The sequence below is a fragment of the Catenibacterium sp. AM22-6LB genome (assembly GCF_003435615.1).
Taxonomy (GTDB): domain Bacteria; phylum Bacillota_I; class Bacilli_A; order Erysipelotrichales; family Coprobacillaceae; genus Catenibacterium; species Catenibacterium mitsuoka_A.
In genome coordinates this window covers 1-18,213 of sequence record NZ_QTUM01000019.1, presented here as the reverse complement: position 1 = coordinate 18,213, position 18,213 = coordinate 1, and the positions used below count along the sequence as shown (strand labels likewise).

General features: G+C 34.4%; 21 protein-coding genes and 3 tRNA genes. 18 read left to right on the top strand and 6 right to left on the bottom strand.

Annotation, left to right across the window (positions count from 1 at the left end):
• Positions 1–4: 4 nt before the first annotated feature.
• Positions 5–496: a hypothetical protein gene (locus DW269_RS05795; protein WP_233502441.1), complete on the bottom strand. Its 492-nt coding sequence runs from the start codon at positions 494–496 to the stop codon at positions 5–7.
• Between the two features lie 121 nt (positions 497–617).
• Between DW269_RS05795 and DW269_RS05790 the strand changes: the two genes are divergently transcribed.
• Both DW269_RS05790 and DW269_RS05785 read left to right on the top strand, forming a co-directional pair.
• Entirely contained in the window at positions 618–1,334 is a 717-nt protein-coding gene (locus DW269_RS05790; RefSeq protein WP_158546312.1) for an acyl-[acyl-carrier-protein] thioesterase, read from the top strand.
• Positions 1,331–1,903: a hypothetical protein gene (locus DW269_RS05785; protein WP_117458925.1), complete on the top strand. Its 573-nt coding sequence runs from the start codon at positions 1,331–1,333 to the stop codon at positions 1,901–1,903. The genes DW269_RS05790 and DW269_RS05785 overlap by 4 nt, the downstream gene beginning before the upstream one ends.
• Positions 1,904–1,926: 23 nt before the next feature.
• Here the strand turns inward: DW269_RS05785 and DW269_RS05780 are convergent, their stop codons facing one another.
• Positions 1,927–2,796 carry an RluA family pseudouridine synthase gene (locus DW269_RS05780; protein ID WP_117458924.1) on the bottom strand — a complete coding sequence of 290 codons (870 nt, stop codon included), beginning with the start codon at positions 2,794–2,796 and terminating at the stop codon, positions 1,927–1,929.
• Positions 2,793–3,596: a methyltransferase domain-containing protein gene (locus tag DW269_RS05775; protein WP_006507106.1), complete on the bottom strand. Its 804-nt coding sequence runs from the start codon at positions 3,594–3,596 to the stop codon at positions 2,793–2,795. The genes DW269_RS05780 and DW269_RS05775 overlap by 4 nt, the downstream gene beginning before the upstream one ends.
• Positions 3,597–3,689: 93 nt before the next feature.
• Between DW269_RS05775 and DW269_RS05770 the strand changes: the two genes are divergently transcribed.
• The 7 genes from DW269_RS05770 (at position 3,690) to fba (ending at position 8,774) form a co-directional block, all read left to right on the top strand.
• Positions 3,690–4,235, top strand: coding sequence for a TetR/AcrR family transcriptional regulator C-terminal domain-containing protein (locus tag DW269_RS05770; RefSeq protein ID WP_117458923.1), 546 nt, complete (start codon positions 3,690–3,692; stop codon positions 4,233–4,235).
• 95 nt (positions 4,236–4,330) lie between these two features.
• Complete coding sequence (locus tag DW269_RS05765) at positions 4,331–5,302, top strand: aldo/keto reductase (protein ID WP_117458922.1); 972 nt, start codon at positions 4,331–4,333, stop codon at positions 5,300–5,302.
• 64 nt (positions 5,303–5,366) lie between these two features.
• Complete coding sequence (locus DW269_RS05760; protein WP_117458921.1) at positions 5,367–5,636, top strand: hypothetical protein; 270 nt, start codon at positions 5,367–5,369, stop codon at positions 5,634–5,636.
• Positions 5,637–5,647: 11 nt separating this feature from the next.
• Positions 5,648–6,379 carry a TrmH family RNA methyltransferase gene (locus DW269_RS05755; RefSeq protein ID WP_117458920.1) on the top strand — a complete coding sequence of 244 codons (732 nt, stop codon included), beginning with the start codon at positions 5,648–5,650 and terminating at the stop codon, positions 6,377–6,379.
• A complete protein-coding gene (locus DW269_RS05750) occupies positions 6,376–7,551 on the top strand; it encodes a MalY/PatB family protein (protein ID WP_117458919.1) in 1,176 nt (391 codons plus the stop codon). The genes DW269_RS05755 and DW269_RS05750 overlap by 4 nt, the downstream gene beginning before the upstream one ends.
• Positions 7,535–7,816 (top strand): hypothetical protein, encoded by a 282-nt coding sequence (locus tag DW269_RS05745; RefSeq protein WP_117458918.1) that lies wholly within the window; start codon positions 7,535–7,537, stop codon positions 7,814–7,816. The genes DW269_RS05750 and DW269_RS05745 overlap by 17 nt, the downstream gene beginning before the upstream one ends.
• An 85-nt stretch (positions 7,817–7,901) precedes the next feature.
• Entirely contained in the window at positions 7,902–8,774 is an 873-nt protein-coding gene (gene fba, locus DW269_RS05740; protein WP_006507099.1) for a class II fructose-1,6-bisphosphate aldolase, read from the top strand.
• Between the two features lie 88 nt (positions 8,775–8,862).
• Here fba and DW269_RS05735 read toward each other — a convergent pair whose 3' ends face one another.
• The gene (locus DW269_RS05735; protein ID WP_117458917.1) at positions 8,863–9,306 is read right to left on the bottom strand and encodes a hypothetical protein; all 444 of its coding nucleotides are present in this window, start codon (positions 9,304–9,306) and stop codon (positions 8,863–8,865) included.
• A gap of 299 nt (positions 9,307–9,605) precedes the next feature.
• Between DW269_RS05735 and DW269_RS05730 the strand changes: the two genes are divergently transcribed.
• The 4 genes from DW269_RS05730 (at position 9,606) to DW269_RS05715 (ending at position 13,412) form a co-directional block, all read left to right on the top strand.
• Positions 9,606–10,037 carry an Rrf2 family transcriptional regulator gene (locus DW269_RS05730; protein WP_117458916.1) on the top strand — a complete coding sequence of 144 codons (432 nt, stop codon included), beginning with the start codon at positions 9,606–9,608 and terminating at the stop codon, positions 10,035–10,037.
• 136 nt (positions 10,038–10,173) lie between these two features.
• Positions 10,174–11,469 carry an O-acetylhomoserine aminocarboxypropyltransferase/cysteine synthase family protein gene (locus DW269_RS05725; protein ID WP_117458915.1) on the top strand — a complete coding sequence of 432 codons (1,296 nt, stop codon included), beginning with the start codon at positions 10,174–10,176 and terminating at the stop codon, positions 11,467–11,469.
• Positions 11,470–11,490: 21 nt separating this feature from the next.
• A complete protein-coding gene (cysK, locus tag DW269_RS05720) occupies positions 11,491–12,423 on the top strand; it encodes a cysteine synthase A (protein WP_117458914.1) in 933 nt (310 codons plus the stop codon).
• Between the two features lie 104 nt (positions 12,424–12,527).
• Complete coding sequence (locus DW269_RS05715) at positions 12,528–13,412, top strand: ROK family protein (RefSeq protein WP_158546311.1); 885 nt, start codon at positions 12,528–12,530, stop codon at positions 13,410–13,412.
• 26 nt (positions 13,413–13,438) lie between these two features.
• On the opposite strand, the gene gltX is transcribed toward DW269_RS05715, so the two are convergent.
• A complete protein-coding gene (gltX, locus tag DW269_RS05710; protein ID WP_117458912.1) occupies positions 13,439–14,863 on the bottom strand; it encodes a glutamate--tRNA ligase in 1,425 nt (474 codons plus the stop codon).
• Between the two features lie 47 nt (positions 14,864–14,910).
• Here gltX and DW269_RS05705 point away from each other — a divergent pair.
• Positions 14,911–14,986, top strand: a tRNA-Gln gene (locus DW269_RS05705).
• 7 nt (positions 14,987–14,993) lie between these two features.
• A tRNA-Gln gene (locus DW269_RS05700) sits at positions 14,994–15,069 on the top strand.
• Between the two features lie 71 nt (positions 15,070–15,140).
• Here DW269_RS05700 and DW269_RS05695 read toward each other — a convergent pair.
• Positions 15,141–15,216, bottom strand: a tRNA-Glu gene (locus DW269_RS05695).
• A gap of 223 nt (positions 15,217–15,439) precedes the next feature.
• Here DW269_RS05695 and DW269_RS05690 point away from each other — a divergent pair.
• From DW269_RS05690 to rpmE, 3 genes are all read left to right on the top strand, one after another.
• Entirely contained in the window at positions 15,440–16,720 is a 1,281-nt protein-coding gene (locus DW269_RS05690; RefSeq protein ID WP_117458911.1) for a UDP-N-acetylglucosamine 1-carboxyvinyltransferase, read from the top strand.
• Positions 16,721–16,740: 20 nt separating this feature from the next.
• Entirely contained in the window at positions 16,741–17,826 is a 1,086-nt protein-coding gene (gene asd, locus DW269_RS05685; protein ID WP_117458910.1) for an aspartate-semialdehyde dehydrogenase, read from the top strand.
• Between the two features lie 99 nt (positions 17,827–17,925).
• On the top strand, positions 17,926–18,129 hold the full coding sequence (rpmE, locus tag DW269_RS05680; protein WP_006507087.1) for a 50S ribosomal protein L31: 204 nt from the start codon (positions 17,926–17,928) through the stop codon (positions 18,127–18,129).
• The last annotated feature ends 84 nt before the right edge of the window (positions 18,130–18,213 follow it).

Below are 18,213 nucleotides of genomic sequence, written 5' to 3'. Positions count from 1 at the left end.
TTTATTAGCTTCTTCCTGTTACTGCTTTTCTTAAAGCCTGTTTATCAACCCAGCGTGTAGAGAATCTAAAGTTCTTCTGTGCGAATACAAAAGTGATTTCGTTATTTGTATTGAAGTTGATTTTCTTCATCTTACGATAATCGATAAGAAGACGACCTACAAGCATATTTTTTCTACCAACTAATACAAGGTTTGCAATCTGCATTGAATAGATGATTGAATAAATAGCCCATACACTTAAAGCGTTTGAAATGTAGTTCATTTTGTGAGCATTGTATGTTGAAATCATAAAAGCGATACAACCAAATAATACTACAAAATAAAGTACTGTAAGACCAATATAAAAAGCCTTACCTGCAGGACTCATACAGAATTTTAATGAATGATCTCTTTTCTTAGATTTAATAATAGTTACAACTACATTCACAATCATATATGTAAAGTAGAGACCAACGAGTCCAACAAGAAATGCAAGTATAATTAAAACCTGATCCATTCTGTTCTCTCCTTTATTCTTCTTATAATTATACATTGAACTGTTCAATTTGGCTATACCCTATTTGTATGGACAAACGAAAAAGAAGAAGTATAATACATAAAAAAGGGGGAAAATGAAAATGTATACACTTCATTACACAATACAGAACGATCAATGTGACTATACAGGTCGTTTAAGAGATGAAAATATTTTTGTCTATTTCTCACGTATAGCAACTGTAGATGGTTCTTTATCAGGATTCTATAAAGAATCAATGAAGGGAAAGTATGGTTATGTTGTTTCTAAACAGTCACTTATATTAACTGAACCTATTTATGAAGATGATGAAATTACTCTTACTACAGAGATTGGACATTATTCTAATGTGATTTTTCCTCGATTCTACTATATAGAAAAAGAAGGTAGACGTATTGGTGAATGTCGTTCTATCTGGACTCTTATTGACCTAAAGAGACGTCGTATTACATCTCCTAAGCGTGCAGGACTCACTCTTCCTGATAATCCAGACTTGGTCAAAGAAGAACCAGAAACACTTTTTACGCAAGATGATAGACAATTAGTAAGTACTTATACTGTACCTTATAGTGATATAGATACAAATAGACATTTAAACAATACCCATTATTTACGTATCGCTTCTAACTTGATTCCTGTAGAAGCCTATGAAAATCATTTTATGGATTCTATTTCTATTAACTATAAAAAAGAAATACTCGCTCATCAGACAATTAAACTCTATCTCACTCATAATGATGATACTTATATCATTGAAGGAGATGTAGAAGGAGAAAACTGCTTTATTGTGAAAATCCATATGAAGGAGTATACAAAATGAAAAAAGAACTTCCTATCATGATCTTTCATAAAGATAATCAAGAATACTATGGTGGAGACCAGGATTGGTTTCCAGATGAATGGGCAAGACGTGCAGGATGTGCAAGTGTCTGTGCTGCAGATATGGCCTGTTTCTATGAACATAAGCTAGATATCTCTTATCTAGATTTTCTAGAATTGATGACAAAGATGTTTAAACTCAATACACCAGGTATTATGGGTTTCCCTTATTTCTATAAGTTTGCGAAGAACTTTAAAAAGTATATGAAATATATTGGTTTAGATGTTGAACCTGTTTATCAGAAGATTACTGAATCCCCTGAACAGGGTGTACATTTTGTGAAAACAGCTATTGATCAGGGGCATCCTATTGGTATGTTGATCTTAACTCATGAAGCACAGATATTAGAAGAAGAAACATGGCATTGGATGTGTATTACTGGTTATGAAGAAACAGCCTCTGATACATCTATTATCTTCTCATCATGTGGTGAACGTGTATGTGTGGGTGCTTCTACACTCTTTAATAAGAGTCATAAGAATATTGTAAAGCTTGTAACGTTTGATTAAAAAGGAGATGTCGTCATCTCCTTTTAAAATTCTATAGGACTATATAAATCAATCTCAAGATGAGTAAGTGGTTCTTCAAACTTGATATATGCTGCATGAAGTGCTAAACGTGGATAATCAGAGCCTTCATTATAAAGGGAATCACCTAGAATAGGATGACCAATAGAAGCCATATGAACACGGATCTGATGCTTTCTACCAGTCTCTAGACGACATCTTACAAGTGCATGATCTTCCTTATTCTCTAGACACTGGTAATAAGTCACAGCAGGAATACCCTTAGAATGAACACGCATCTTAGAAGGACTATGTCTATCCTTACCTAAGTTCTGTTCAATCTTATATTCCTTACCTTCTTTAATATAACCTTCTACATAAGCCAGATATTCTCTTTGTATCTCTTTAATAGATAATGCATGATCTAGATAAGCCTGTATTAAATGACACTTACAGAATACTACTAAACCGCTTGTATCATTATCTAAACGATGAATATAACGAACAGGAATATCATATCCCTGTGTCATATAATAAGCACTAACTCTATTAGATAAGCTGTCTGTCTTATGAGGATCATCTGGATAAACCGCAATCCCAATAGGCTTATTCACAACAAGAATCAGATCATCCTCATATACAATATCTATATCCTGAAAGTCAGGTGCATATGTTTCATCATCATGTTCATAAGCAAGAACATCTAATACATCATTTGTATGAAGTATAGGATTCATATTAAATACATGATTGATTTTATAGTCTTTATTCTGTTTTAATAAATGAATTGTTTTGCGTGATAAATGCAGATCTGCCCACAAATCAGATAAAGGACGATTCTCATATTCTTCATCAATGGTGATAAGAAGATGCTGTCCCTGCTTCTTTATTCTCATGGACGATATACAGTGACTTTGATATCAATAGTGACATCAAGTGCTTCTAATGTATCAAGAACATCACGCTTTTCTTTCTTGATATGATAATAATGTGGTGTCATCTTTAAAAGATTTAATGCATCTTCACGATTCTTAATAGAAATAGTCTTTTTAAAATCATGACTCTCTAATACATTAAATGGAAGACGGATATACTTATCAGACTTAGTCCTTACTTCATCATAAATCAAATGTTTAATTTCAATTAAATGATCTCTATTGGCAGTTACATGGATAATATAACCATCCTCTTTAATACATCTAGCAAGTTCTTCCTGATTCACTACAGTGAACATTGCGGTAATAACATCCATAGAATGATCAAGTACTGGAATATTCTTAGAATTACCTACAATCCAGTGAATAGACTTATCATACTGTGTAGCCATTCTTACAGCTAACTTAGAAATATCTAAACCACAATAAGTATTCTCATCACCAAGAATCTGTTTCATACGATATGTATAATAGCCTTCACCACAACCTAGATCTAGGATATTTAAAGGACCTTCCTTCTTCTTGATTTCATTGACTACTTCAAAAAGAATAGGATCATAATAACCCTTATCAAGATAAGCTTTTCTCGCAATCAATGATTCTTTAGAATCACCTGGATTATTAGATGCCTTATCAGGATTTAAAAGTAGATTCATATACCCTTGACGGGCAATATCATAACAATGGTTATTAATGCATTTACATGTTTTACCTTCAATTTCTAAAGGTTCATGACATTTAGGACATGCAAGTATACTCATTTTTATTTACCTCGTTTCTATTGCTTATTCGCAATGATATAATAGCATACTTTACTTGAAAGTTGTAAAATTAATATGAAAGAGAGGGATAACATGAACATAAAAAAAGCTTTTTCTAACAGTCTTCTTTCACTTCTCTATAAAAAGCCGCTTTATAAAATCACCATAGGCGACTTACTAGAGGATACTGAACTCTCAAGACAGACATTCTATAATCACTTTCTAGATAAGAATGATCTTATTGCCTATGTTTATGATACAGTGATTGTGAATGAGTTTGATGGAGATATGTCTATTAACTTTAAATCATCGCTTACACAGACATTAAACAGCTTAAAGAAATATGAAACATTTATTGAGCAAGCCTGTTTAATAGATGGACAGAATTCCCTAAAAGAACATATGCTTCACCACTGTATAGAATTTGATTTAAAGTGGCATGAATGCTGTATAGGAGAACCATTATCAAAAGAACTTAAATTTGCGACACTCTACCATACCAATGCCTCTCATAGTATGGTGCTTCAATGGATTCTAGAAGGAATGAAAGAACCCGTTGATGAACTTGTAGACAACATCAATCATATGCGTTACTTAGGTTTAAAAGAATTATTAGGAAACCATTGTCCTTATAGATAAAATAATGATTTTGTCTATTTGTAGATAGAAGTAATTTTTTGTCATTCGATATTTATTCTTGTATATATTATGATAGTTCCAGGAGGACGAATACTATGAAATATACATTAATAGGCTCTTTAAAAGTTTCACAGATATGTTTAGGATGTATGGGATTTGGAGATGCTTCACAAGGTATGCATTCCTGGACATTACCTTATGAAGACTCAAAAAAAATCATTTTCCATGCTTTAGAATCAGGTATCAATTTCTTTGATACAGCGATGGCTTATCAGTCAGGCACAAGTGAAGAATACTTAGGACGTGCTATTAAAGAATATGGACATCGTGAAGATGTTATTATTGCGACTAAGTATACCCCTAAGAGTGATGATTCTATTGACTCTAGAACATATCTTAGAGAATGTCTTAATAACAGTCTAAGAAGACTACAGACTGATTATATTGATCTCTATATCATGCATATGTGGGATTATAGAACACCTATTGAAGACACATTAGAAATACTCAATGACTTCATTAAAGAAGGAAAAATCAAAGAAATAGGTATTTCCAACTGTTTTGCATATCAATTAGCAATGGCCAATACTATTGCGAAAGAAAGAGGCTTACAAGGCTTTGTAAGTGTACAAGGACACTATAATCTAATCTTTAGAGAAGAAGAAAGAGAAATGAAGCGTTATTGTGATGAAGAAGGTATTGCGATGACACCATATAGTGCACTTGCCTCAGGACGTCTCGCAAAGCATCCTGGAGAAACATCACAAAGACTTGAACAAGATGCATATGCGAAAGGTAAATATGATGCATCAAGTGCCTTAGATTTAAAAATCATTCAACGTGTAGAAGAACTTGCATCAAAGCATCATGTTTCTATGAGTGAAGTATCACTATCCTGGCTGATGTCTAAAGTAGCATCACCCGTTGTAGGGGCGACTAAACTTAAACATGTTGATACAGCTGTACTTGCGACAGAACTTGAATTAAGTGAAGAAGAAAAACAATATCTAGAAGAACCATATCAGCCACATCCACTCGTAGGTGTTATGGCAACGAATACTAAATAGTCACATTATTTGTGACTATTTTTGTGTTCTATAGTATAATAAATGAGATGAAGGAGGAGTACTTATGGGACTATTTTCTAGAAAATCAAAGGTGGATTATGACCTTGTATTTAGAGAACAATATAAATCATTAAATCGTATTCATCAGCAGGCTCGTGATGAATTAGATTACAAAGTAAAAGAATCATTAATGGAGGTTGTAGTAGAAAAATATCGTGAACTACTAGAACTCATTGATAAAGGGGCTAAACAAGATCCTAAACACTTTGAAGCATTAAAAAAGAATGCGGAAGATGAATTACAAACTATTAAGAATATTAATGAAGATGCATAGAGGAGAAAAATATGAAGTTATATAAAAAAGGTGATGACTCCTCTTATACATTGGGTGTCTTTCCTACAATAGAATTATTAGAACATAAACCAGATATTGTGAAAAGAGTGGTTGTACACTCTTCAATAGAAGAAAACAGAGGATATCCTAAAATCAAGGAATTATGTGCATCACATCATATTCCTATTGATGTGCATGATGCGACAATTAATAAGCTTTCACCAAAGTCTAATTGTTATGCGATTGGGGTATTTAAAACATTCTATGAACCTTTACAGAAGGGAAATCATATTGTATTAGTGAATCCTATGGATATGGGTAATATGGGTACAATTATGCGTACAATGTTAGGGTTTGGTTATCAGGACTTAGCTATTATTCGTCCAGCAGTCGATATCTTTAATCCTCATGTTGTCCGCTCTTCTATGGGTGCATTATTCTCTTTACGTATTCATTATTATGAAAGTATTGATGAGTATCTTAAAGAGTTTGGTGATCATCAATGTTATCCATTTATGTTGAAGGGGGCTAAGAATATTCATCAGGTGAAACCTGTGACACCTCATTCACTGATCTTTGGAAATGAATCATCAGGACTTGATGATATTTATATGACATATGGACAAAGCGTCTTTATTCCTCATACGAATGCGATTGATTCACTTAACTTAGCACAGTCTGTCGGTATTGGTTTATTCCACTTCTCACAGGAGGCGTTTAATAAACAGGAGGTGTTACGATGAAATATGATTTTGATACAGTCTATGATAGACATCATACAAACTGCGCAAAATATGATTCAGGTCATACAGATGATCCTGATATGATTCCTATGTGGGTTGCAGATATGGATTTCAAAACATTACCAGATATTCCAGAAGCACTCTCTAAACGTGTGTCAGATGGTATTTATGGTTATAGTACAATCCCAGAAGAATACTTAGAAAGTGTTGTAGGATGGATGGAACGTAGACATGATTTCCATGTTGAAAAAGACTGGATTGTCCCTACACCGGGTGTTGTAACTGCCTTTCATCTTGCAGTAGAAGCTTATACTAAAAAAGAGGAGAGTGTATTGGTTCTTACACCAGTTTATTATCCATTCTATCGTGCTATTAAAAACAATGGCAGACGTATGGTAAGAATGCCTCTTGATTTAAAAGATAACCAATATACACTTGATTACAAAGCATTTGAAACTAAGATTATAGAAGAAAACGTCAAAATGATGATCTTCTGTAATCCACATAATCCAGTAGGTAAAGTATGGACTAAAGAAGAACTAAAAACAATTGGAGATATCTGTAAAAAACATAACGTTTTTGTAGTATCGGATGAAATCCATATGGACTTTGTCTATGCGCCTCATAAGCATATCGCATTCTATGAAGTAGACCCTGAATATAAGAACTTTTCAATTGTATTAACTGCAGCGTCTAAGACATTCAACTTAGCTGCACTTCAGACTTCTGCAGCTATTATTGCGGATGAAAAGCTAAGAAATCAATTTAAGAAAGTGAAGATGAGTCATTCTATTTCTGATCCTACAATATTAGGATTTATTGCGACAACAGTTGCATATACTAAAGGTGATGAATGGGTGGATCAACTTCTAGATTATATAAAAGGGAATATGGATTATCTTGATCACTTCCTTAAAACTGAATGTCCTGGTATATCTTTAATTGATCCCCAAGGCTTATATCTTACCTGGGTGGATATGAGAACACTTGGTATGAGTAATGAAGAACAGGAAGACTTCATGTTAAATAAAGCCCATCTTTGGTTAGATGAAGGTTATGTGTTTGGTGAAGAAGGATCAGGTTTTGAAAGATTTAACTTAGCATGTCCTAGAAGTACTTTAGAAAAAGCTTGTTTACAGTTAAAGAAGGCATTGGATGAAAGATTTGCATAGTTTAAGACTTCAGGGATATATCGATGATCTTTCATTAGACTGTGCTTGTGAATATACGAATCTACAATTAAAGAAGTTTCTTCACACTAATATAGCCTATCAACAGACACTTGCAATACGCTTATTAAATAAGCGTATTGGCTATCAAAAAGACTATCAGAAGCAGTTAAAAGAGATGCTTGATGATAATCCTGCTTATTATACAAAGCAGGAAATAGAAGGCTTTTTAAGCCTGATAAATGAAAAAGAAAATAAAGTAAAATAAAAACGTTTACATCTTTTAATTTTTCTAGTAATAGACAAGAAAAAAGAGTATTATGGAAGTATAAAAGAAAAGGAGAGATAATATTATGGGATTAGTTTCCGCAACAGAAATGTTAAAAAAGGCTAAAGCAGGCCATTATGGTGTTGGACAGTTCAACATCAATAACCTTGAATGGACAAAGTCTATTCTTTTAGAAGCACAGGAATTAAATGCACCAGTAATCTTAGGTGTATCTGAAGGTGCTGCAAAATATATGACAGGGTTCACAACTGTAGCTGCTATGGTTAAAGCAATGGTAGAATCTTTAAATATCACTGTACCAGTAGCATTACACTTAGACCACGGTTCATATGAAGGTGCTAAGGCAGCATTAGCAGCTGGATTCACTTCAATTATGTTCGATGGTTCTCATTATTCAATCGAAGAAAACATCGAAAAGACTAAGGAATTAGTTGAATTATGCCATGCTAAAGGTGTATCTATCGAAGCTGAAGTAGGTTCAATCGGTGGAGAAGAAGATGGTGTTATTGGTATGGGTGAAGTAGCAGATCCTAAAGAATGTAAGATGATTGCTGACTTAGGAGTTGACTTCTTAGCTGCTGGTATCGGTAATATCCATGGTGTATACCCTGCAAACTGGGCTGGTTTACAGTTCGAAGCATTAGATGCTATCCAGAAAGAAACTGGTATCTTACCATTAGTTCTTCATGGTGGTTCAGGAATTCCTGATGAACAGGTTAAGAAAGCAATTGGCTTAGGTGTATCTAAGATCAACGTTAACACTGAATGTCAGTTATACTTCCAGAAAGCTACTAGAAAGTACATTGAAGAAGGTAAGGATCAGCAGGGTAAAGGTTATGACCCTCGTAAATTACTTGCTCCAGGTGCTCAGGCTATCAGAGACTGCGTAAAAGACAGAATGGAAGTATTTGGTTGCATCGGTAAAGCTGCTGAATAATTCATTTAAGAGAGAAGCTTAGGCTTCTCTTTTTTTATGCAAATAAAAAGATTCCTACCACAAATAAAATGTGGTAGGAATAACTATGTTAGTTCCAGTAATCTAATTGATCATAATCAGTATAATAAGTTGAGGATGCAAGTTTCTTATAATTATCTTTATTTATTCTAGCATATTGTTTTATTTGAGAATCTTCACTCTTATTAGATTTAGTCACAAGTACATCTGATTCACTTGATAATCTATAGAAACGATATGCATCATTCTTTATTACAATAGTATAAGAAGGTGAGCCATAACGTGTTTTACTTTCATCATACTTCTGTATATCATTAGGCAAGTGATCAATAAAATCAACATCTTTTAACTTGTTAGATATAGAAGCTGCTTTATAGAAAGAATAACCTTTCTTCTTCTCTCCGCTTACAGTAACTTCTGATAAATAAGAACTAGAACTAGGTACTACAAATACTGCAATAACTGCAATGATTAAACAAACAACAATACTTACAATAATCTTTTTTGATTTCATAGGGTCTCCTTGTATTTGAATTTATTATTATAATATACAAAAATAAACAGGCTATTAGTAAAGTAACTCTAAATATGTTGTGCTTGTGTATGTAATATTTCTGGTTATATCTCATCCTTTCTTTGATTTAACAGCTTATACAACTGTTGATCACTATTTAATGCATCCTTTTACATTAATCATTATACACCACATATAATAAGTAAATATGAATTATCAGTCATGATGGATTTCTATTATTCTTGACTTACCCTACAACCCTCTGGCATACTAGGTATATGTAAAAGGAGGAATTGATTATGATGATATCAACTAAAGGACGTTATGCTTTGCGTGTCATGATTGATTTAGCACAGCATGATCGTTCTAAATATATACCATTAAAAGAAATAGCTGCAAGACAGAATATCTCTGAAAAGTATCTAGAAATTATTATTAAATCTTTGTCTAAAGAACACTTTGTAGAAGGTTTAAGAGGTAAAGGTGGAGGATACCGTTTAACACATGCTCCAGAAGACTATAGTGTTGCTTCTATTCTTAAGATTACTGAAGGAACATTAGCTCCTGTATCATGTTTAGCAGATGAATGCAATACATGTGAAAGAGCATCTTATTGTAATACATTACCTATGTGGACTGGTTTATATAAAGTGATTACAGACTATTTAGAAGGTGTTTCTTTAAACGATTTAGTACCTGCTTCATCAAATGGCGACGATTATGTCATATAATCATAAATATAATCAATTAAATTTAGAAAATACGAAATATTCATAAAAGATATTATAAATATAGTTGACTGGTAGGTTTATCACTGCTATAATCCTATTAACCTATCAAACAAATAGGGTTAAGGAGGAAACATACATGTCTAATAAAAACTATCATTTCGAAACACTTGCATTACACGTAGGACAGGAAGAAGCTGATCCAGTAACTGACGCTCGTGCAGTACCTATCTATCAGACTTCATCTTACGTTTTTCATAACTCAGATCATGCAGCAGCTAGATTCGCATTACAGGATGCTGGTAATATCTATGGTCGTCTAACAAACCCAACTGAAGATGTATTTGAAAAAAGAATTGCGGCTTTAGAAGGTGGTGTAGCAGCCTTAGCAGTAGGTTCTGGTGCAGCTGCAGTGACATATGCAGTACAAAACTTAGTGGCTGCAGGTGACCATATCGTATCTGCAGAAAACATCTATGGTGGAACATTCAACCTATTCAAACATACATTTACTGATTATGGTATTACTACTACATTCGTAGATGCATTAAATCCACAGGCATTTGAAGATGCTATTCAGGAAAACACAAAACTTGTTTATATTGAAACTTTAGGTAACCCTAATTCAGATGTTGTAGACATCGAAGCAATCGCAAAGATTGCACATAAACATGGTTTACCATTAGTTATTGATAACACATTTGGTACACCTTATTTAATTAGACCAATTGAATATGGTGCTGATGTTGTTATTCATTCAGCAACTAAATTCATTGGTGGTCATGGTACTACTATTGGTGGTGTTATTGTTGATGCAGGTAAGTTTGACTGGGCAGCACATGCAGATAAATTCCCACAGCTTGTTGAACCAAACCCATCTTATCATGGTGTAAGCTTTGCGAAAGATGTAGGAGCAGCTGCTTATATTACAAGAATTAGAGCTATTTTATTAAGAGACATGGGTGCAACTCTTTCACCAATTCATGCTTGGATCTTCTTACAGGGTCTAGAAACACTTTCATTACGTGTAGAAAGACAGGTAGAAAATACATTAAAGGTTGTAGAATACTTAAATAACCATCCACAAGTTGAATCTGTATCACATCCTTCAGTATCTACAAATCCATCTCAGCAGGCATTATATAAGAAGTATTTCCCTAATGGTGGTGGATCAATCTTTACATTCAACATCAAGGGTGATGCAAGAAAAGCAAAAGATTTCATTGATAACTTACAGTTATTCTCATTACTTGCTAACGTTGCAGATGTGAAATCTTTAGTTATTCATCCAGCTTCTACTACACATGCAGAAATGAATGAAGAAGAATTAAAACAGGTAGGTATCCAGCAGAATTCTATTAGATTATCTATTGGTACTGAACATATTGATGATATTATTGCAGACTTAGATCAGGCTTTTGCTGCAGTAAAATAACAAATTCGGAGGAAAATTAACATGAGTAAGGTATTTACTAGTGCTGACCAGTTAATTGGCCATACACCATTATTAGAATTAACACATTTAGAAAAGAAATATAACTTAGAAGCAAAGGTTATCGCAAAGGTTGAATACTTCAATCCCGCAGGAAGTGTTAAAGATAGAATTGCGAAGAATATGCTTGATGAAGCAGAAAAAGCAGGAAAAATCAATAAAGATACTGTATTGATTGAACCTACTTCAGGTAATACAGGTATTGGTTTAGCTTCTGTTGCGGCTGCAAGAGGTTATCGTATTATTATTGTTATGCCAGAAACAATGTCTGTAGAAAGACGTACATTAATGAAAGCATATGGTGCTGAACTTGTCTTAACAGATGGAAACAAGGGAATGAAGGGTGCTATTGCGAAAGCAAATGAACTTGCAGAAGGAATTGAAAACAGCTATATTCCGGGACAGTTCGTTAACCCAGCTAACCCACAGGCACACTATTTAACAACAGGACCAGAAATCTTTGAAGACTTAGATGGTCAGGTGGATTACTTTGTCGCTGGTGTAGGTACTGGTGGTACAGTGACTGGTGTAGGACAGTACTTAAAAGATAAGAAACCAGACGTAAAAGTAGTTGCAGTAGAACCAGATTCATCTCCAGTACTATCTACTGGACAGGGTGGTGCACATAAGATCCAGGGTATCGGTGCGGGTTTCGTACCTGATGTATTAGATACAAAGGTATATGATGAAATCATCCGTGTGACTAATGAAGATGCATTTGCGACTGGTAAAGAAATTGGTCATAATGAAGGTATCTTAGTAGGTATTTCTTCAGGTGCTGCTGTTTATGCTGCGATTGAACTTGCTAAAAGACCAGAAAATAAAGGCAAGACTATTGTAGCCTTATTACCAGATACAGGTGACCGTTATCTTTCTACTCCTTTATTCCAGGATTAATATGAGAACCAAGGCATAATGTCCTTGGTTTTTTGTGTTTCGTATTCTGAAAAATACATATTATATTCTCAATCTATATTATGATATTTAAAGGAGGAAACAAAATGGAATATTTAGTATTTGATGTAGGGGGTACTGCGATTAAGTATGCCTTAATGAATGATGAATTGGAAATGTTGGAAAAGGGTAGTGTACCTACACCACTTGATACACTAGAAAACTTCTTAGAAGTAATTAAGAGTATTTATAATAGATATAGTAGTGTAGATGGTATCGCAATGAGCTTACCAGGCTTATATAATAAGAAAACACATAAAATGCAGGTACCAGGGGCATTAGAATACAATCAGGATGTAGATGTTTTAGAAGAAATAAAAAAGGTCACAACAGAACGTGTTGTGATTGAGAACGATGCTAAATGTGCTGCACAATGTGAAGTGACATATGGTTCTTTGAAAGGAACTGATGTTGGTGCTGTATGTATTTTAGGTACAGGTATTGGTGGTGGTATGACTATTGGTGATCGTGTCTTTACTGGTGGTCATGGATTTGCGAGTGAATTCAGTTATCTTTCTACTAAGTGGACAGATAAGCGTGGCTTTGGTAGTAAGTGGGGGATTGATGGCAGTGTCTTAAGACTCGTAAAAGGCATTAAGATGGCTGTAGGATCCTCTGATTCATTTGATGGTATAAAAGCTTTTGAATATTGTAATAATGGCGATACAAGAGCCTTAAGTGTCTTAAAGGACTATACAGACACTATTGCGATGGGATTATTTAATATCCAGGCAGCAGTCGATCCTGATTGTATTGCGATAGGTGGGGGTATCTCTAAACAACCTATTTTAATGACCTATATTCAGAAGTCTTTAGATGAACTCTATGAAAAAATGCCTGTGCCTATCCCACAAGCTAAGTTAGTACAATGTAAATACAACAATGATTCTAACCTAATCGGTGCGCTTGCAAACTATAAGAAAGCATACTAAAAGAGGCTCAAACGAGCCTCTTGTTTTTATTCTGCTGATTCAGCAACTGATTTCTTTAAATCTTCAATAGCAACTCTAATTCTTCTTAAAGTTTCTTCTTTACCAAGAATATGAGCAATTTCTACAGCACCACCAGGAGTAAATGCTTTATTAGATAATGCAACACGGATAGGCCACATAATACGTCCATTCTTTAATTCATGGCTCTTAGCAATATCCATCATCATATTCATTAATCCTTCGTCATCATTATAATCTTCCCACTTTTCAAGTTCTGGTAAAGATAATTCTAATGCTTCTAAAGAGTTTTCAGGATTAGTCTTCATCTTCTTATGTTTATAGATAGATGCATCAAATGGTAATGTTTCGTTGACAAAGTCCATTAATTCTGGAATGTCAGCTAATCTTTCAACACGTGGCTGTAATGCTTTAGAGATTTCTAATGTATTTACAGGAATAGTGATGAAGTCATAGTAAGGAGAAGCCACTTTGTGGAATTCTTCTAATGACATGTTTCTTAAATAAACACCGTTCATCCATTTTAACTTATCAATATCAAAGATAGCTGGAGCTTTAGAGATATGTTCAATGTTGAACTGTTCAATTAAATCATTTAATGAAAGGATTTCTTCATCAGCTGGAGACCATCCAAGTAATGCGATGTAGTTAAGGATGGCATCTTTTAAATAACCCTGTTTAGTTAAATCCTGGTAAGATGCATCACCATTTCTCTTAGATAACTTAGCATGTTCATCCTTCATTACTGGTGGTAAGTGGATGTAAGTAGGTCTATCCCATCCATATGCATCATATAGAAGGTTATATTTAGGTGTAGAAGCTAAATATTCATTACCACGTACAACATGAGTAATACCCATTAAATGGTCATCTACAACGTTCGCAAAGTTATAAGTAGGGAATCCATCACTCTTAATTAAGATAGAATCATTTAAAGTAGTACAATCTACTTCAATATGACCATAGATTTCATCATCAAAAGTAGCCTTACCCTTATCAGGGATAGTCTGTCTAATAACATAAGGAACACCTGCTGCAAGCTTTTCATCAATTTCAGCCTGATCAAGCATACGACAAGGATCATAATCATTGTCAGCATCTTTATCACAGAAACAATAATGAGCACCGCCTAGCTCAATAAGCTTCTTAGCATATTCATGATAGATAGGAAGTCTTTCAGACTGGATATAAGGTCCACAATCTCCTGGCTTATCTGGTCCTTCATCCCAGTTAAGACCAGTTTCAGTTAAAATATCATAAATTAACTGAGTCGCACCTTCAACTTCACGGTTTTGGTCAGTATCTTCAATTCTTAAAATAAAGTCGCCACCCTGATGTTTAGCGATCAAATAACAGTATAAAGCTGTTCTTAAATTACCGATATGCATGTAGCCTGTAGGGCTTGGCGCAAATCTTGTACGAATTTTTGTCATTTTTCTCTTTACATCTCCTAAAATATATGTATAATATAAATTGCTGTTGGGGTATAGCCAAGCGGTAAGGCAGCAGACTCTGAATCTGCCATTTCACTGGTTCGAATCCAGTTACCCCAGCCATTTTTTTTGGGGTATAGCCAAGCGGTAAGGCAGCAGACTCTGAATCTGCCATTTCACTGGTTCGAATCCAGTTACCCCAGCCATTTTTTTTATACAAATAAACATTTTTAAAAAGAAAGCTTTGCTTTCTTTTTTTTTTATTCGCATAAAAAAATGGTAGTCCGTAGGGGGCTCGAACCCCTGAATGCTTGGATGAGAACCAAGTGTGTTGACCACTTCACCAACGGACCATGTGGTCATAGTATATCATGTTTTTTTTAAAAGTAAAATATTCTTTTATTAAAAAGGATTATTTACTTTCTGTTTTCTTTGTGATTTTCAGTAAAATACTATATAATGAATTCGTCGAGATAAATACCAATATTTTGACTTTAACTTATTAACTATTAACTTAAAAGTTTTTAATATATATACATAAATTTTAAATAACCTTAATGAAAGGATTGAATAGAAATGTCAGAAGAAGTAATTGCTATTGAAGGTGGACATAAACTTAATGGAACAGTGACTATTTCAGGTGCGAAGAATGCAACTGTAGCGCTTATTCCTTCTATTGTATTATCAGATGAACCAGTTGAAATTTATAATGTACCAGAAATTTCAGATGTTGATGCGTTAACCGTATTATTAGAAGAATTGAATTGTGTTGTTGAAAGAGATATGTCCGTAGGTGAAATCGGTGTAGATCCAAGAAATATGAAAAATATACCACTAGTAAGTGATGCAGTTGATAAATTAAGAGCGTCTTATTATTTTATGGGTGCATTACTAGGTAAATATAAAGAAGTCACTATTAGAATGCCTGGTGGCTGTTATTTAGGACCTCGTCCTATTGATCTTCATTTAAAAGGATTTGAAGCATTAGGTGCTGATATTAATTATGATGAAGAAACAGGAACATATCATTTAAGGGCTGATGAACTTATTGGAACTGAAATCTATCTAGATTTCGCTTCTGTAGGTGCTACTATCAATATTATGTTAGCAGCAGTTAAGGCTAAAGGTCGTACTGTTATTGAAAATGCAGCTAAGGAACCAGAAATCATTGATGTTGCCAACCTTCTTACTAAGATGGGTGCGAGAATCCGTGGTGTGGGTACAGATACCATTACTATTGATGGTGTAGAACATATGCATGGTGCATATCATGAAATTATTCCTGATCGTATTGAAGCAGGTACTTTCTTGATTATTGCAGCAGCTATTGGTGAAAAGATGGTTATCCAGAATATTATTCCACAGCATTTAGATGCACTTATTTCTAAATTAAAGGAAATGGGCATTAAGATGGAAAAGATTGGCGACAGCATTGTTGTATATGGTAATGATGGAAATTTAAAGCCTGTTGAAGTAAAGACACAGATCTATCCAGGATTTGCGACTGACTTGCAGCAACCTCTAACAACTCTTTTAACTCAGAGTAATGGACAATCTAAAGTGTCTGAAACTATTTATAAAGAAAGATTTAAGCATTGTGCTCAGCTTAATAAGATGGGAGCAGATATTGAATTAGGTGAAGCATGTGCTTATATAAAAGGCAAGACACCTCTACATGGTGCAAGAGTAATGGCTACAGATTTACGCTGTGGTGCGGCTCTTGTGGTGGCTGGTTTAATGGCAGAAGGTAAAACAGAAATTACAAATGTCTACCATATTGACCGTGGTTATGATAATATAGACCACAAGCTCATCACATTAGGAGCACACATTACTCGTTATATGATTGACGATTAATGTTGATAGGAGGAGAAGCTATGAGTGACAAGTTAAAAGTTGGTATTTTAGGTGCGACTGGTATGGTTGGACAGAGATTTAATACTCTTCTAGATAACCATCCATGGTTTGAAGTGACTACACTTGCAGCAAGTAAGTCTAGTGCGGGAAAGACTTATGAAGAAGCAGTAAAAGGCAGATGGAAAATGGATACACCTATTCCTGAAGCAGTCAAGAACATTGCCGTAAAAGATGTTGCAGATGTAGAAGATATTGCGAAAGAAGTTGATTTTGTATTCTCAGCAGTAAATATGAGTAAAGAAGAAATCAAAGCAATTGAAGAAGCATATGCAAAAGCAGAAACACCTGTTGTTTCAAACAACAGTGCACACAGATGGACACCTGATGTTCCTATGGTTATTCCAGAAATCAACCCAGAACATTATGCTGTCATCGAAGATCAAAGAAAGAGACTAGGAACTAAGAAAGGTTTTATCGCAGTAAAGCCTAACTGTTCAATCCAGTCTTATACACCTTGCTTAGCAGCATGGAAGGAATTTGAACCAACAAAGGTTGTAGTAAGTACATACCAGGCTATTTCTGGTGCTGGAAAGACTTTTAAGGAATGGCCAGAAATGGTAGGAAACATCATTCCTTTAATCAGTGGGGAAGAAGAAAAGTCTGAACAGGAACCATTAAAAGTATTTGGTCATATTGAAAATGGCGAAATCGTTAAAGCTGAAGGACCTATTATTAGTGCTCAGTGTATTCGTGTGCCAGTATTAAATGGTCATACAGCAACTGTTTCTATTAGTTTCAATAAGAAGCCTACTAAAGAAGAATTAATTGATCGTTTAAATAATTTCAAGGGACAGCCACAGGAATTTAAGCTTCCACATGCACCTGAACATTTTATTAGATACATGGAAGAAGAAAACCGTCCACAGGTTACATTAGATGTAGACTATGAAGGTGGTATGGGAGTTTCTATTGGTAGACTTAGAGAAGATAACATTTTCGATTATAAGTTTGTAGGTTTATCTCATAACACTTTAAGAGGTGCTGCTGGCGGTGCTGTTGAAAGTGCTGAAATGTTAACAAAATTAGGTTATATTACTAAGAAATAAATTTAAAAAAGCTATTGTATTTCAATAAAAAATGATGTACAATACACTAGCAACTTACTTTGAAGTAGCAAATATTTCAAGGCGGAAGGAGATAAGACAATGAGAGCTGGAATTCATCCAAATTACAAAAAAGTAAAAGTAATCTGCACATCATGTGGTAACGAATTCGAAACTGGTTCAGTTTTAGATGAAATCCGTGTGGATACTTGTTCAAACTGTCATCCATTCTACACTGGTAAACAGAGATTTGCGAGTGCTGATGGTAGAGTTGAAAAATTCAATAAGAAATACGGTCTTAAATAAGACGCAAGAACCTGTTTATTCAGGTTCTTTTTTGTATGCCGGGCATGGCATATATCTAGGTGGTGAAAGTCCACTGTGGGGGCG

Coding starts and splice junctions, on each gene's coding strand:
- DW269_RS05795 (WP_233502441.1), bottom strand. CDS start 496: ATGGATCAGGTTTTAATTATACTTGCATTTCTTGTTGGACTCGTTGGT.
- DW269_RS05790 (WP_158546312.1), top strand. CDS start 618: ATGTATACACTTCATTACACAATACAGAACGATCAATGTGACTATACA.
- DW269_RS05785 (WP_117458925.1), top strand. CDS start 1,331: ATGAAAAAAGAACTTCCTATCATGATCTTTCATAAAGATAATCAAGAA.
- DW269_RS05780 (WP_117458924.1), bottom strand. CDS start 2,796: ATGAGAATAAAGAAGCAGGGACAGCATCTTCTTATCACCATTGATGAA.
- DW269_RS05775 (WP_006507106.1), bottom strand. CDS start 3,596: ATGAGTATACTTGCATGTCCTAAATGTCATGAACCTTTAGAAATTGAA.
- DW269_RS05770 (WP_117458923.1), top strand. CDS start 3,690: ATGAACATAAAAAAAGCTTTTTCTAACAGTCTTCTTTCACTTCTCTAT.
- DW269_RS05765 (WP_117458922.1), top strand. CDS start 4,331: ATGAAATATACATTAATAGGCTCTTTAAAAGTTTCACAGATATGTTTA.
- DW269_RS05760 (WP_117458921.1), top strand. CDS start 5,367: ATGGGACTATTTTCTAGAAAATCAAAGGTGGATTATGACCTTGTATTT.
- DW269_RS05755 (WP_117458920.1), top strand. CDS start 5,648: ATGAAGTTATATAAAAAAGGTGATGACTCCTCTTATACATTGGGTGTC.
- DW269_RS05750 (WP_117458919.1), top strand. CDS start 6,376: ATGAAATATGATTTTGATACAGTCTATGATAGACATCATACAAACTGC.
- DW269_RS05745 (WP_117458918.1), top strand. CDS start 7,535: ATGAAAGATTTGCATAGTTTAAGACTTCAGGGATATATCGATGATCTT.
- fba (WP_006507099.1), top strand. CDS start 7,902: ATGGGATTAGTTTCCGCAACAGAAATGTTAAAAAAGGCTAAAGCAGGC.
- DW269_RS05735 (WP_117458917.1), bottom strand. CDS start 9,306: ATGAAATCAAAAAAGATTATTGTAAGTATTGTTGTTTGTTTAATCATT.
- DW269_RS05730 (WP_117458916.1), top strand. CDS start 9,606: ATGATGATATCAACTAAAGGACGTTATGCTTTGCGTGTCATGATTGAT.
- DW269_RS05725 (WP_117458915.1), top strand. CDS start 10,174: ATGTCTAATAAAAACTATCATTTCGAAACACTTGCATTACACGTAGGA.
- cysK (WP_117458914.1), top strand. CDS start 11,491: ATGAGTAAGGTATTTACTAGTGCTGACCAGTTAATTGGCCATACACCA.
- DW269_RS05715 (WP_158546311.1), top strand. CDS start 12,528: ATGGAATATTTAGTATTTGATGTAGGGGGTACTGCGATTAAGTATGCC.
- gltX (WP_117458912.1), bottom strand. CDS start 14,863: ATGACAAAAATTCGTACAAGATTTGCGCCAAGCCCTACAGGCTACATG.
- DW269_RS05690 (WP_117458911.1), top strand. CDS start 15,440: ATGTCAGAAGAAGTAATTGCTATTGAAGGTGGACATAAACTTAATGGA.
- asd (WP_117458910.1), top strand. CDS start 16,741: ATGAGTGACAAGTTAAAAGTTGGTATTTTAGGTGCGACTGGTATGGTT.
- rpmE (WP_006507087.1), top strand. CDS start 17,926: ATGAGAGCTGGAATTCATCCAAATTACAAAAAAGTAAAAGTAATCTGC.